Raw genomic sequence first — 12,943 nt, 5'->3', positions numbered from 1 at the left:
GGTACTCGTGCCTTAGAAGGCTGTTGCGTAGAAGACAGTTGCATAATCGTATCCCTCGTTAAGCCAGTGCCCAGTCCAGCGTTTGTTCCAGCAGTCGAGCGCCGTGTGTGGTCAGGATCGACTCAGGGTGGAATTGAAAACCACAGACGCGATCCGCATCGTTACGCACCGCCATCACCATCGTGTTGAAGTGTGCGTTGACGGTCAGCGTAGAAGGAATGTTACTGCCAACCAATGAGTGGTAGCGGGCAACGGGCAATGGGTGAGGTAAACCGCTAAACATGCCGCTGGTATCGTGGTCAATGGCAGACGCTTTGCCATGCAGGATTTCACCCGCTTGACCGACATGGCCGCCGTAGGCTTCTACGATGGCCTGATGGCCGAGGCAAATACCGATAATCGGCAACTGACCACGCAGGCGTTGCAGCAGCTCAGGCATACAGCCTGCTTCGGCTGGTGTTCCAGGACCGGGAGAGAGCATCAGAATCGGTTTTTCCATCTGTTGTAAACGCGTGATGATGACGTCGGCAGGCAGATGATTACGGTAAATCACGACCTGATGGCCGCTGGCACGCAGTTGATCCACCAGGTTGTAGGTGAATGAGTCGATATTATCGAGCAGCAGGATGTCGGCCATCAGAAGATCTCCTTTGCATGGTGCGCACTGGCAATAGCTCGCAGCACGGCGCGGGCTTTATTACGTGTTTCGTCGGCTTCGGCCTGCGGATTAGAATCAAGAACCACGCCCGCGCCAGCCTGAACGGTGGCAATACCGTCTTCGACATAGGCGGAGCGAATGACGATACAGGTATCCAGATCGCCGTGAGCGGTGAAGTAGCCCACCGCGCCGCCGTAGCTGCCGCGTCGGGTTTTCTCACTTTCTGCAATCAACTGCATTGCCCGAACTTTCGGTGCGCCGCTCAGCGTGCCCATATTCATGCAGGCGCGATAGGCGTGCAGTACATCCAAATCTTCACGCAGTGTGCCAACGACGCGGGAAACCAGATGCATCACAAAGGAATAGCGGTCCACTTTGGTCAGGTCAGCAACGTAACGGCTACCTGGCTGGCAGATGCGCGCCAGATCGTTACGGGCTAAATCCACCAACATGAGATGTTCGGCCAGTTCTTTATGGTCGGTACGCATTTCCAGCTCAATGCGGCTATCGAGATCGCGATCCAGTGAACCATCCGCACGGCGACCGCGCGGACGAGTACCGGCAATTGGGTAAATTTCGATTTGGCGGCTGTCAGCATCGTATTTCAGCGAACTTTCCGGCGAGGCACCGAACAGCGTGAAATCCTGATCCTGCATGTAAAACATGTAAGGGCTAGGGTTGTTATCTTTTAGCGTTTGGTAGGCGGCCAGCGGTGAAGGGCACGGCAGAGAGAAACGGCGTGACGGCACGACCTGAAAAATCTCACCGATGCGGATAGCTTCCTGCATCTGGCTGACAACGTCACCAAAGGCCTCATCGCTCTGGTTACAGCTCAGCGTCATGTCTTCAATAGGTTGGCGCGGCAGGGCTGGAGCCGGTTGAGTGAGCTGAAGTTGCAATTGTTCCAGACGCTGTTGCAGACGCTGCTTTTCGCTGTGGCTTGGTGTAAACAGGCTGGCTTGTAGGTCGGTCACGCGCTTTTGATGGTCAAGCACCAGCAAGGTTTCTGCTAGGTAGAAGCAAAAATCCGGGCAACGCTGCTGCTGGCTTAGCGCAGGCAATGCTTCAAACCCAGCGACCAGATCGTAGGCGAACAGGCCACCAAGGAACATGGCTTCACGCTCGTCCGTTGGGCAGGCAACCAGCGTCAGAATCTGGCGTAGGGCATCAAACACGGACAGCGAACGTAGGCGAGCATCTTCATCCTGCATGTCGTCTGCCAGTGGAAATGTGAGTTCACGACCGTTAGGACGCGGCTGATTGATAATTTCCACAGGCAGCGCAGCATCCAGAAGTGGTAGCAGGCTGGCACCGTTTGCGGTTAATGCCTGAACGGAAACCTGCTGGCCGAGAACGGTGATGCGCAGTGCGCTATCAATGATTAACAGGCTTTTCAGGTTTTCCTTGCTGTCGATTTCAGCCGACTCTAACAGCAACGTGGCAGGTCTGGCACCGCAAAGCTGATGGAAGATGGCGCTGGGGTCGTTACGATAAACGGCCTCAGTACGCAGCAGTTCCAGTTTAGGTTGTGTTGTTTGCATTCTTGCTACCCGTTAAATGTTGTGCCCATCAAATAAAAAACCCGCTTAGTTAAGCGGGTCTGGGAATATCTGCATGTGTGATAACAGCGATGCGTGATTAGTCCACCCGCGATAGGGAAGCGCGCCACCAACCATGTTTCATCATTTTCTGCGTTGCCATTATCATCATCTCGCTGTTTGTGTACCGATCAATGTCTGCGTACTGAACTTGCGTACTAGTTAACTGGTTCGGCGATAAAATGTCAACACCTTCAATAGGATTATTTTATTACTCAGGTAAACGGCAGGGATTACCCTTTTCTTCCTATTAATGGCATCATGCGGCCTTCGCATAGTTCTTGTTAATGGGTAGGCTTGTGCCAGAAGATTCTCAACCGATATCGTCATTTCCACTTTATGATTTGCATAGCCATACTACGGCGTCTGATGGCCTTTTAACGCCGACAGCGCTGGTCAGCCGGGCGGTAGATATGCGGGTGAGCGTGCTGGCCATTACCGACCACGACACGACGGCTGGGCTTGAAGAAGCACAGACTGCGATTGCACAGCAGGAGTTGGCACTAAGGTTAATTCCCGGCGTAGAGATCTCCACGCTGTGGGAAAATAATGAGATCCATATTGTCGGCTTGGGGATGGATATTGCACATCCTGCGTTACGTGGGTTGCTGCAACAGCAGGCGGATAATCGGCAGAGTCGGGCGGAACAGATCGCGACTCGGCTGGAAAAATCCCGGATTCCCGATGCGTTGGCTGGCGCGCAGCGTCTGGCGACGGGAGGTCAGATCACACGGGCACATTTTGCACGTTATCTGATCGAACTGGGCATCGCGGCGAATATGAATCAGGTGTTTAAAAAATATCTGGCGAAAGGAAAAACTGGCTACGTGCCACCACAGTGGTGCTCCATCCCGCAAGCGATCGAGGCGATTCATCAATCTGGCGGTGTATCGGTGTTGGCTCACCCTGGCCGCTACGATCTGACGGCAAAATGGTTAAAACGCCTGTTAGCGACGTTTTCCGAAAGTGGTGGGATCGCGATGGAGGTGGCGCAATGCCAACAAGCGCCGGATGAACGAACGCAGCTTGCTCGCTATGCGCGTGATTTCAACCTAATGGCGTCGCAAGGATCGGATTTTCATCTGCCTTGTGCCTGGATTGAACTGGGTCGCAAACTGTGGCTACCTGCTGATGTCGAGCCCGTTTGGCATCATCCATTATTGGCAAAGTAGCGGGGCATTACCGTCTAATGACATCGCTATCTCATGAAATAACAATCTTTTACCACCGACACGTTCTATAATAACCCTATTGCATTATGACGCGGTGTGGGATGAGCAACGCCGCGATATGTCAGACGCACGAGGTAGGGTCATGAGTCAGTTTTTCTATATTCATCCACAAAATCCGCAACCACGATTAATCAGCCAATCGGTGGAGTTTTTGCATAAAGGTGGAGTGATAGTTTATCCAACAGATTCCGGTTATGCATTGGGATGTATGTTGGGCGAAAAGAACGCGCTGGAACGCATCTGTCGGATTCGCGATCTGGGTAGCGATCATAACTTCACGCTGATGTGTCGTGATCTGTCCGAACTATCGACGTACGCCCATGTTGATAATTCGGCTTTCCGGTTGATTAAAAATAATACGCCGGGTAATTACACGTTTATTCTGAAAGCGACGAAAGAGGTTCCTCGCCGCTTAATGAATGAAAAACGCAAAACTATCGGCCTGCGCGTGCCGTCTAATCCTATCGCACTAGATCTGCTGGCCGCGTTGAATGAACCACTGATGTCGACAACGCTGATGCTGCCGGGAAATGATTTTGCTGAATCTGATCCAGAAGAAATTCAGGAAAGATTGGGAAAACTGGTGGATCTGATTATTCACGGTGGTTCGCTTGGTCAACAGCCTACGACGGTGATCGATTTGACAGAGTCCGTACCGCGCGTTGCTCGTGAAGGCACTGGTGACGTCACGCCATTCTTATAAGCGCTGCGGCGGCTGTAACAATGGGAATACAAATGGCGCGAAGATCGGTATAATCGCGCCAGCATTGCATATGACGAACGATTTTTACGTAACCTGCTGAATTTTATCGGCAGTTATGACTCCCCCCGACGCCTGGGAAGGCGACACTAGAGGTTGCTCAATGAGCGAAAAGTTACAAAAAGTTCTGGCGCGTGCCGGACATGGCTCACGCCGCGAGATTGAAACTATCATTCAGGCTGGACGCGTTAGCGTTGATGGTAAGATTGCCACTTTGGGCGATCGCGTTGAAGTGACGAAAGCCACCAAAATCCGTATTGATGGTCATGTGGTTACCGTTAAGGAAACCGAAGAAACCGTGTGTCGCGTGCTGGTGTATTACAAGCCAGAAGGCGAGCTGTGTACTCGCAACGATCCTGATGGACGTCCAACGGTGTTTGACCGTCTGCCGAAAATTCAGGGTTCCCGTTGGGTTGCCGTAGGGCGTCTGGATGTGAACACTTCCGGTCTGCTGCTGTTCACGACTGACGGGGAACTGGCCAATCGCCTGATGCACCCGAGCCGTGAAGTTGAACGTGAATATGCTGTGCGGGTTTTCGGTGAGGTTGACGACGAAAAGATCAAACAACTGAGTAAAGGCGTACAGTTGGAAGATGGTCCTGCCTCGTTCCGTACTATCCGCTATCAGGGCGGTGAAGGTCTGAACCAGTGGTATAACGTCACGCTGACAGAAGGGCGTAACCGTGAAGTTCGTCGTCTGTGGGAAGCGGTTGGCGTGCAGGTTAGCCGCCTGATTCGCGTGCGTTACGGCGATATTACGTTGCCCAAAGGTATTCCACGCGGTGGCTGGGCAGAAATGCCGCTGGAACAGCTGAACTATCTGCGTGAATTAGTGCAGCTTCCAGCAGAGACAGTGTCGAAACTGCCGGTTGAGCGTGAACGCCGTCGGGTGAAGGCGAACCAGATCCGCCGTGCGGTAAAACGTCACAGCCAGATCAACAGCGCGCCAGCACGTCGCACATCTCCAAAGCCGAAACGTAACGGCTAAGCTTCTCTATACGGGCAGCTTTCGCTGCCCGTTTTCATTTAGCCCATTACTGATAGCTATGGGACTAAAGACTACCAGTCAATGCCTTTTTGTGCCTGAATCCCGTTATCAAACGCATGCTTTACTGGACGCATTTCCGTCACGGTATCGGCCATTTCGAGCAAATCACGGTGGCAGCCACGACCGGTGATGATCACAGTCTGTCCTGCGGGGCGCTGCTTCAATGCAGTGACAACGTCACTTAAATCTAGATAATCATAGCTAATCATATACGTCAGCTCATCTAATACGACGAGGTCAAGCTGTGGATCGGCCAGCATCCGTTTCCCTGCTTGCCAGACATGTTGTGCCGCTTCGGTATCCGTCTGGCGATTCTGCGTATCCCAGGTAAAACCGGTTGCCATCACCTGAAATTCTACGCCGTGCTGCTGCAGCAGATTCTTTTCACCGTTTGGCCATTCACCTTTAATAAACTGGATCACACCAGCCTGTAACCCGTGGCCTATCGCCCGCGTGACGGTGCCAAACGCGGCTGTCGTTTTCCCTTTCCCATTCCCAGTGAACACAATCAGGATACCGCGCGTTTCATTCGCGGCGGCAATGCGGGCATCGACCTTTTCTTTCAGACGCTGTTGGCGCTGCTGGTGGCGTTCATCGCTCATATTGAGTGCTCTTGTCTATTATTCGGCTGGACCGGCTTTTCTACCTGGCTGAGCATCAAAACTCATCCCTGTTTTACGGCGGCTATCATCGCCCATCAGGTAGAGATACAGCGGCATAATATCTGCCGGCGTTTTCAGTTTCATCGGATCTTCGCTGGGGAATGCCGACGCGCGCATACCCGTACGCGTTCCGCCGGGATTAATACAGTTCACCCGCAGATTGTGCGAACGATACTCATCTGCCAGCACCTGCATCAGGCCTTCTGTAGCGAACTTGGATACGGAGTAGGCTCCCCAGTTAGCACGACCTTCGCGGCCGACGCTGGAACTGGTGAAAACCAGAGAAGAGCATGGCGATTTCAATAACAGCGGCAGTAGCGCTTGCGTCAACATGAAAGTCGCGTTGACGTTGACCTGCATAACCTGATGCCAGATCTCCGGTGTTTGCTGTACAACAGGGACAATTTCCCCGAGTAATCCGGCGTTGTGAAGCACGCCATCCAGATGGGGTACAACCTGTGACAGCTCGTCAGCCAACTGAAAGCACTGTGCAGAGGATAAGGCCAGCATATCGCAGACGACAACGTGTGCTGTCGTACCGTGTTCTTGTTCGATCTGCTGCTTAACCGTTTGCAGTTTACTTTCCGTTCGTCCTAATAAGATAACGTGTGCGCCATACCGAGCATAAGTCAGTGCGGCTTCCCGACCAATGCCGTCACCCGCGCCGGTGACCAGAATGATGCGGTTTTGCAGTAAATCGATTTTAGGTTGGTAGTGCACAATGAATTCCTCTTGCCGCGACGCAGAACGTTCACGCTTCAGATAATAGACCTGCCATAGCATATCGACCCGATGCGAGCTGTCGGGGCGTGCGGTTCGGAACGTCAGGTGAAGGCGCATCCAAACAGGGCGAATGGGGGTGTTATGCCTCAAATACCGCACGTTTTCAATGAGACTGCCTCTATTTATCCCTGTGCTGTTGTAAAAAGCAGCAATAGGCATAAAAACCACAGGAATAACATCGCCATATTGCGTGCCATCAGTTAGGTTATAGGAAGGGAATGGCGCGCGACGTCAAGGCCATGGTTGGTGAGTAGGCCAACATTAATTAATACTCAGTCAATGAGGACGGTGTTTGTGGAATTACTTTCTCTGTACGGTTTATTCCTGGCTAAGGCACTCACCATCGTGGTGGCTATTGGTGCGTTAGTCGTTCTGGCATTCGGAATGACGCAGCGTAAGCGCCAGCATAAAGGTGAGTTGCAGGTCACGAATCTGGGCGAGCAATATCAGGAAATGCAGCGTGAAATGCAGACCGCTTGTATGAGCGACACCGAACGTAAGCTGTTATCTAAACAAGAAAAAAAGAAAGAAAAAGAAACGGCTAAGCAAGATAAACAGCGCGCCAAGCGTGGCGAAGAGAAAAGTGTAAAACCGTGCCTGTACGTTCTCGATTTCAATGGCAGTATGGATGCGGGAGAAGTCAGTTCGCTACGTGAAGAAATCTCCGCCGTACTCGCCGTGGCGAAACCGAAAGACGAAGTGTTGTTGCGTCTCGAAAGCCCCGGCGGTGTAGTACACGGTTATGGGTTGGCCGCGTCGCAATTACAACGTCTGCGTCAAGGCGGCGTACGTTTGACGGTTGCGGTCGATAAAGTGGCTGCCAGCGGCGGATATATGATGGCCTGCGTGGCCGACCGTATCGTAGCAGCGCCTTTTGCCATTGTGGGTTCTATTGGCGTTGTGGCACAAATCCCCAATTTCCACCGTTTGCTGAAAAACAAAGACATTGATGTTGAACTGCATACCGCGGGTGAGTTTAAACGTACATTGACGCTGTTTGGTGAGAATACCGAACAAGGCCGCGAGAAATTCCGCGAAGATCTGAATGTCACGCATACGCTGTTTAAGGACTTTGTACAGCAGATGCGTCCGTCGCTGGATATTGATTCTGTTGCAACCGGAGAGCACTGGTTTGGCACTCAGGCGAAAGATTTAGGACTGATAGATGCTATCGGCACCAGTGACGACCTGCTCATTGCCGAAATGGCGAATCATGAAGTATTAAGCGTACGCTATACGCGCCGTAAACGTCTGCTGGATCGTCTGACGGGCAGTGCGGGAGATACCGCTGAACGTCTGATGCTACGCTGGTGGCAGCGTGGTTCGAAGCCTCTGCTGTAACCGAGTATCGTTAAGCCGTATAACATCAAATGCCCGCAAACTGCGGGCATTTGCGTCTAATCGACCAAATAGTATTTTTCGGATAAAACATGCGCAAGATGTTTGAACATGTTAAATACAGCAGTACTTTTTAAGGTTGGTATTCCGCTCTCATCGAGAAAAAACTCACCGCGAAAAACGAGCACGCCGCTTTTTTGTTCTACGCTATCAGCGACCATTCCGTGCAAATAATCATCGTGATGTTTAATGATGTCATTGGCTTCAATTAATAAGCTCTGGCGGTCAATAGGACGTTTTTCTTCATTAACCCGTTGTTCAGGTGACATGATTGCTACTCCTGTACTCACCCTTGAAAAAGGGGGTAGTTACACTATATCAACAATGTTATTTCGAAAACCAATGCGGCTATTTCAAAAATCAACACTGTTATTTCAAAAACTGCATCAAGAGAAAGGGTACTGCGATACGGTTTCAGCGTAAAGTGCAGATTATGATGCAAATGGGCTACATTTTAGGGGCTTACCTGCCGATATTCAATTTAGCAGGAAGCGGATAAAACTGGATTTCCATGCTAATTAGGTTGCGTGGCAGTATTTATCAGGTAGAGTGTGGGATTTTGCGCAGTCAGTAGAATCCGCTCTGAATGCCCCGAAAAATATCTGATTTTCAGAAGAATTCAGCAGGTAATAGTACATATGGGTAAAGCTCTCGTTATCGTCGAGTCCCCGGCAAAAGCCAAAACGATCAATAAGTATTTAGGCAATGACTACGTGGTGAAATCCAGCGTCGGTCATGTGCGCGATTTGCCGACGAGCGGCTCAGTTAGTAAAAAGAGCGCGGACTCAACGACTAAAGATAAAACGAAAAAGAAAGTCAAAAAGGATGAAAAATCCGCGCTGGTTAATCGTATGGGCATCGATCCTTATCATGATTGGAAAGCCAACTACGAAATACTGCCGGGTAAGGAGAAGGTTGTCTCCGAATTAAAAACGCTGGCGGAAAATGCCGACCACATCTATCTCGCAACCGACCTTGACCGCGAAGGGGAAGCCATTGCCTGGCACCTGCGGGAAATTATTGGTGGTGACGAGCAGCGTTTCAGCCGCGTAGTGTTTAACGAAATCACGAAAAATGCCATTAAACAGGCGTTTGAAAAACCAGACACGTTGAATATTGACCGCGTTAATGCACAGCAGGCGCGTCGGTTTATGGATCGCGTGGTGGGTTACATGGTTTCCCCACTGCTGTGGAAAAAAATTGCCCGTGGCCTGTCCGCTGGGCGCGTGCAGTCGGTTGCAGTACGCCTGATTGTCGATCGCGAGCGTGAAATCAAAGCGTTCGTGCCAGAAGAATACTGGGAATTGCACGCCGATTTGCTGGCGGGCAGCGATATTCAACTGCAAATGCAGGTAACGCACCACAACGGCAAACCCTTTAAGCCGGTTAATAAAGAGCAAACGCATGCGGCGGTCAGTCTGCTTGAAAACGCACGCTATGTCGTTGGTGACCGTGAAGATAAACCGACCAGCAGCAAACCGGGTGCGCCGTTCATCACATCCACGCTGCAACAGGCTGCCAGTACACGCCTCGGCTTTGGTGTTAAAAAGACCATGATGATGGCCCAGCGTCTGTACGAAGCGGGTTACATTACCTACATGCGTACCGACTCAACGAACCTCAGCCAGGATGCGCTGACGATGGTGCGTGGCTATATCGGCGAAGAGTTTGGCAAGCGCTATTTGCCTGAGGCGGCGACCGCCTACAGCAGCAAAGAAAATTCGCAGGAAGCGCATGAAGCCATTCGTCCTTCCGATGTTGGCGTACTGGCCGACAGCCTGAAAGATATGGAAGCCGATGCGCAGAAGCTGTATCAGTTGATTTGGCGTCAGTTCGTTGCCTGTCAAATGACACCTGCGCAATACGACTCCACCACGTTAATCGTGGAAGCGGCAGATTATCAACTGCGTGCGAAAGGCCGTACGCTGCGTTTTGATGGCTGGACGAAAGTCATGCCAGCGTTGCGTAAAAATGATGAAGATCGCACGTTGCCAACTGTGGCCGTGGGCGAGGCGCTGTCACTGCAGAAACTGCTGCCAGGGCAACACTTCACCAAACCACCTGCACGTTATAGCGATGCCTCTCTGGTTAAAGAGTTGGAAAAACGTGGGATTGGTCGTCCATCTACCTATGCCTCTATTATTTCAACCATCCAGGATCGCGGCTATGTCCGTGCGGAAAACCGCCGTTTCTATGCCGAGAAAATGGGTGAAATCGTTACCGATCGACTGGAAGAAAACTTCCGCGAATTGATGAATTACGATTTCACCGCGCGAATGGAAAGCCGTCTCGATCAGGTTGCCAATAATCAGGCGGAATGGAAAGCGGTGCTGGATGAGTTCTTCAAGGAATTTAGCCAGCAGTTGGAAAAGGCTGAGCAGGATCCTGAAGAAGGCGGCATGCGACCCAATGCAATGGTGTTAACCAGCATTGACTGCCCAACCTGCTCTCGTCAAATGGGTATTCGTACCGCCAGCACCGGTGTGTTCTTGGGCTGTTCCGGCTATGCACTGCCGCCGAAAGAGCGCTGTAAAACCACGATTAACCTGATACCGGAAGCCGAAGTGCTGAACGTGTTAGAAGGTGATGAAGCCGAAACTAACGCATTGCGTGCTCGTCGTCGCTGTGAAAAATGTGGTACAGCGATGGACAGTTACCTGATTGATAATCAGCGCAAACTGCACGTTTGTGGGAATAACCCAGCCTGTGACGGATATGAAATCGAAGCTGGCGAGTTCCGCATCAAAGGCTATGATGGCCCGATCGTTGAGTGCGAGAAATGTGGTTCCGAAATGCACCTCAAAATGGGACGTTTCGGTAAATATATGTCCTGCACCGGCGAGACTTGCAGCAACACGCGTAAGATCCTGCGCAATGGCGATGTTGCGCCACCGAAAGAAGATCCGGTGCCGTTGCCTGAGTTACCTTGCGAGAAGTCTGATGCCTATTTCGTATTGCGTGACGGTGCGGCAGGGGTCTTCCTTGCGGCCAATACGTTCCCGAAATCTCGTGAAACGCGGGCACCGCTGGTAGAAGAACTGGTTCGATTCAAGGATCGTTTGCCGGAGAAACTGCGCTATTTGGCAGATGCCCCAGCGACGGATAAAGACGGCAATAAAACCCAGGTACGTTTTAGCCGCAAAACCAAACAGCAATACGTCTCGTCAGAGAAAGACGGCAAGGCAACAGGCTGGTCCGCGTTTTATGTTGATGGAAAATGGGTTGAAGGGAAGAAGTAATCTCTTTCCGCCATCCTCTGACCAACTGTGGTTGTGCAGAGAAAATAGCTAAATCAAGCCAGCCGTAAGGCTGGCTTTTTTGATCGCAGAATATCTCTTGATAAAACAGATGTATGAAGATTGTCATGCGGTAGCATGAGGATTGTTGATCCGTGATAGAGAATGATGCGGTTTACCTCGGTGATAATCGCACGCACTGCGTTCTTTAATCACCGACGTCATGTAAAAATGGTTATATAAAAATAATTTTTATGATTAAATGACATTAATTGATGGAAATATGCGCCGGACGATTAAGGCGTAATCAAGGTCAATATATCCCAAATAATTCGAGTTGCAGGAAGGCGGCAAGAGAGGGAATCCCGATGAGCTTACTTAGGTAAGTGATTCGGGTGACAAATCTGCTGGGAGCGGATTTGAACGCTGCTTGCAGCGGCCCTTTAGGGCGAGGCCCACGACGGGCCGAGTATTTGAACGCAGCCAACGCACATGCAGCTTGAAGTATTACGGGTATAAAACGGAACGTCGTTAGAACGTCGTGAGATGCCACGCGCACACTTCAATTGGGAATGGGATAAATTATGAAACTACAACAGCTTCGTTATATTGTTGAAGTTGTTAATCACAACCTAAATGTGTCTTCTACCGCAGAAGGGTTGTACACCTCTCAGCCAGGGATCAGTAAACAGGTCCGCATGCTGGAGGATGAATTGGGCATTCAGATTTTTGCCCGTAGTGGAAAACACCTGACACAGGTGACCCCCGCTGGACAGGAAGTCATCCGCATTGCACGCGAAGTGTTGTCGAAAGTCGATGCCATCAAAGCGGTCGCCGGAGAGCATACCTATCCCGATAAAGGGTCACTGTACGTCGCGACTACCCACACACAGGCCCGCTACGCGCTGCCAAGCGTTATCAAAGGTTTTATCGACCGCTATCCTCGCGTGTCGCTGCACATGCATCAGGGCTCGCCGACGCAGATTGCCGAGGCTGTTGCGAAAGGATCTGCTGATTTTGCTATTGCGACAGAAGCGCTGCATCTGTACGACGATCTGATCATGCTGCCGTGCTACCACTGGAATCGCGCAGTAGTCGTAAAACCGGATCACCCGCTGGCATCCAAAACAGACATCACTATTGAAGAGCTGGCCGCTTATCCCATCGTTACCTATACCTTTGGCTTTACGGGGCGTTCTGAGCTGGATACCGCGTTTAACCGAGCGGGTCTCACGCCGCGCATCGTCTTTACCGCAACAGATGCTGATGTGATTAAGACCTACGTGCGTTTAGGACTGGGCGTGGGGGTGATTGCTAACATGGCGGTTGATCCGCAGACGGAAACCGATCTGGTGACTATCAACGCGAACAGCATCTTCAGCTATAGCACCACGAAAATTGGTTTCCGCCGCAGTACATTCCTGCGCAGCTACATGTACGATTTCATCCAGCGTTTTGCTCCGCATTTAACGCGTGATGTTGTCGATTCTGCCGTTGCGCTGCGCTCGAATGATGAAATTGAAGCGATGTTTAAAGACATTACGCTGCCAGTGAAGTAAGCATCAACA

Annotated in this window: 11 protein-coding genes and 1 other annotated feature; of the genes, 6 read left to right on the top strand and 5 right to left on the bottom strand. The window is 51.2% G+C overall.

The window, feature by feature from the left end:
• Window positions 1-58 precede the first annotated feature (58 nt).
• Both DUT67_RS11025 and DUT67_RS11020 read right to left on the bottom strand, forming a co-directional pair.
• Window positions 59-637, bottom strand: a complete 579-nt coding sequence (locus DUT67_RS11025) for a gamma-glutamyl-gamma-aminobutyrate hydrolase family protein (protein ID WP_113631978.1) — start codon at window positions 635-637, stop codon at window positions 59-61.
• Entirely contained in the window at window positions 637-2,199 is a 1,563-nt protein-coding gene (locus DUT67_RS11020) for an anthranilate synthase component 1 (RefSeq protein WP_113631979.1), read from the bottom strand. The genes DUT67_RS11025 and DUT67_RS11020 overlap by 1 nt, the downstream gene beginning before the upstream one ends.
• A 31-nt stretch (window positions 2,200-2,230) precedes the next feature.
• Window positions 2,231-2,335: a sequence feature (Trp leader region), on the bottom strand.
• A 220-nt stretch (window positions 2,336-2,555) separates the two neighbouring features.
• Here DUT67_RS11020 and DUT67_RS11015 point away from each other — a divergent pair.
• From DUT67_RS11015 to rluB, 3 genes are all read left to right on the top strand, one after another.
• Window positions 2,556-3,428: a PHP domain-containing protein gene (locus DUT67_RS11015; RefSeq protein ID WP_113627522.1), complete on the top strand. Its 873-nt coding sequence runs from the start codon at window positions 2,556-2,558 to the stop codon at window positions 3,426-3,428.
• Between the two features lie 142 nt (window positions 3,429-3,570).
• Window positions 3,571-4,191, top strand: a complete 621-nt coding sequence (locus DUT67_RS11010) for an L-threonylcarbamoyladenylate synthase (protein WP_113627521.1) — start codon at window positions 3,571-3,573, stop codon at window positions 4,189-4,191.
• 160 nt (window positions 4,192-4,351) lie between these two features.
• Window positions 4,352-5,236 (top strand): 23S rRNA pseudouridine(2605) synthase RluB, encoded by an 885-nt coding sequence (gene rluB, locus DUT67_RS11005; RefSeq protein ID WP_113627520.1) that lies wholly within the window; start codon window positions 4,352-4,354, stop codon window positions 5,234-5,236.
• Between the two features lie 71 nt (window positions 5,237-5,307).
• On the opposite strand, the gene cobO is transcribed toward rluB, so the two are convergent.
• Together cobO and DUT67_RS10995 are read right to left on the bottom strand one after the other, a co-directional pair.
• Window positions 5,308-5,898: a cob(I)yrinic acid a,c-diamide adenosyltransferase gene (cobO, locus tag DUT67_RS11000; protein ID WP_113627519.1), complete on the bottom strand. Its 591-nt coding sequence runs from the start codon at window positions 5,896-5,898 to the stop codon at window positions 5,308-5,310.
• A gap of 18 nt (window positions 5,899-5,916) precedes the next feature.
• Entirely contained in the window at window positions 5,917-6,678 is a 762-nt protein-coding gene (locus DUT67_RS10995; protein ID WP_039294970.1) for a YciK family oxidoreductase, read from the bottom strand.
• A 357-nt stretch (window positions 6,679-7,035) separates the two neighbouring features.
• Here DUT67_RS10995 and sohB point away from each other — a divergent pair, with 357 nt between their 5' ends.
• The gene (sohB, locus tag DUT67_RS10990; RefSeq protein WP_039294973.1) at window positions 7,036-8,082 is read left to right on the top strand and encodes a protease SohB; all 1,047 of its coding nucleotides are present in this window, start codon (window positions 7,036-7,038) and stop codon (window positions 8,080-8,082) included.
• 56 nt (window positions 8,083-8,138) lie between these two features.
• On the opposite strand, the gene DUT67_RS10985 is transcribed toward sohB, so the two are convergent.
• Window positions 8,139-8,408 (bottom strand): YciN family protein, encoded by a 270-nt coding sequence (locus DUT67_RS10985; RefSeq protein ID WP_113627518.1) that lies wholly within the window; start codon window positions 8,406-8,408, stop codon window positions 8,139-8,141.
• A gap of 369 nt (window positions 8,409-8,777) precedes the next feature.
• Here DUT67_RS10985 and topA point away from each other — a divergent pair, with 369 nt between their 5' ends.
• Both topA and cysB read left to right on the top strand, forming a co-directional pair.
• A complete protein-coding gene (gene topA / locus DUT67_RS10980; RefSeq protein WP_048260152.1) occupies window positions 8,778-11,378 on the top strand; it encodes a type I DNA topoisomerase in 2,601 nt (866 codons plus the stop codon).
• A gap of 581 nt (window positions 11,379-11,959) precedes the next feature.
• On the top strand, window positions 11,960-12,934 hold the full coding sequence (gene cysB / locus DUT67_RS10975) for an HTH-type transcriptional regulator CysB (RefSeq protein WP_048260151.1): 975 nt from the start codon (window positions 11,960-11,962) through the stop codon (window positions 12,932-12,934).
• Window positions 12,935-12,943: the final 9 nt, after the last annotated feature.

Source organism: Pectobacterium peruviense, from assembly GCF_003312355.2.
GTDB lineage: Bacteria > Pseudomonadota > Gammaproteobacteria > Enterobacterales > Enterobacteriaceae > Pectobacterium > Pectobacterium peruviense.
This window is presented reverse-complemented; position numbering and strand designations above follow the sequence as displayed.

Coding starts and splice junctions, on each gene's coding strand:
- DUT67_RS11025 (WP_113631978.1), bottom strand. CDS start 637: ATGGCCGACATCCTGCTGCTCGATAATATCGACTCATTCACCTACAAC.
- DUT67_RS11020 (WP_113631979.1), bottom strand. CDS start 2,199: ATGCAAACAACACAACCTAAACTGGAACTGCTGCGTACTGAGGCCGTT.
- DUT67_RS11010 (WP_113627521.1), top strand. CDS start 3,571: ATGAGTCAGTTTTTCTATATTCATCCACAAAATCCGCAACCACGATTA.
- rluB (WP_113627520.1), top strand. CDS start 4,352: ATGAGCGAAAAGTTACAAAAAGTTCTGGCGCGTGCCGGACATGGCTCA.
- cobO (WP_113627519.1), bottom strand. CDS start 5,898: ATGAGCGATGAACGCCACCAGCAGCGCCAACAGCGTCTGAAAGAAAAG.
- DUT67_RS10985 (WP_113627518.1), bottom strand. CDS start 8,408: ATGTCACCTGAACAACGGGTTAATGAAGAAAAACGTCCTATTGACCGC.
- topA (WP_048260152.1), top strand. CDS start 8,778: ATGGGTAAAGCTCTCGTTATCGTCGAGTCCCCGGCAAAAGCCAAAACG.
- cysB (WP_048260151.1), top strand. CDS start 11,960: ATGAAACTACAACAGCTTCGTTATATTGTTGAAGTTGTTAATCACAAC.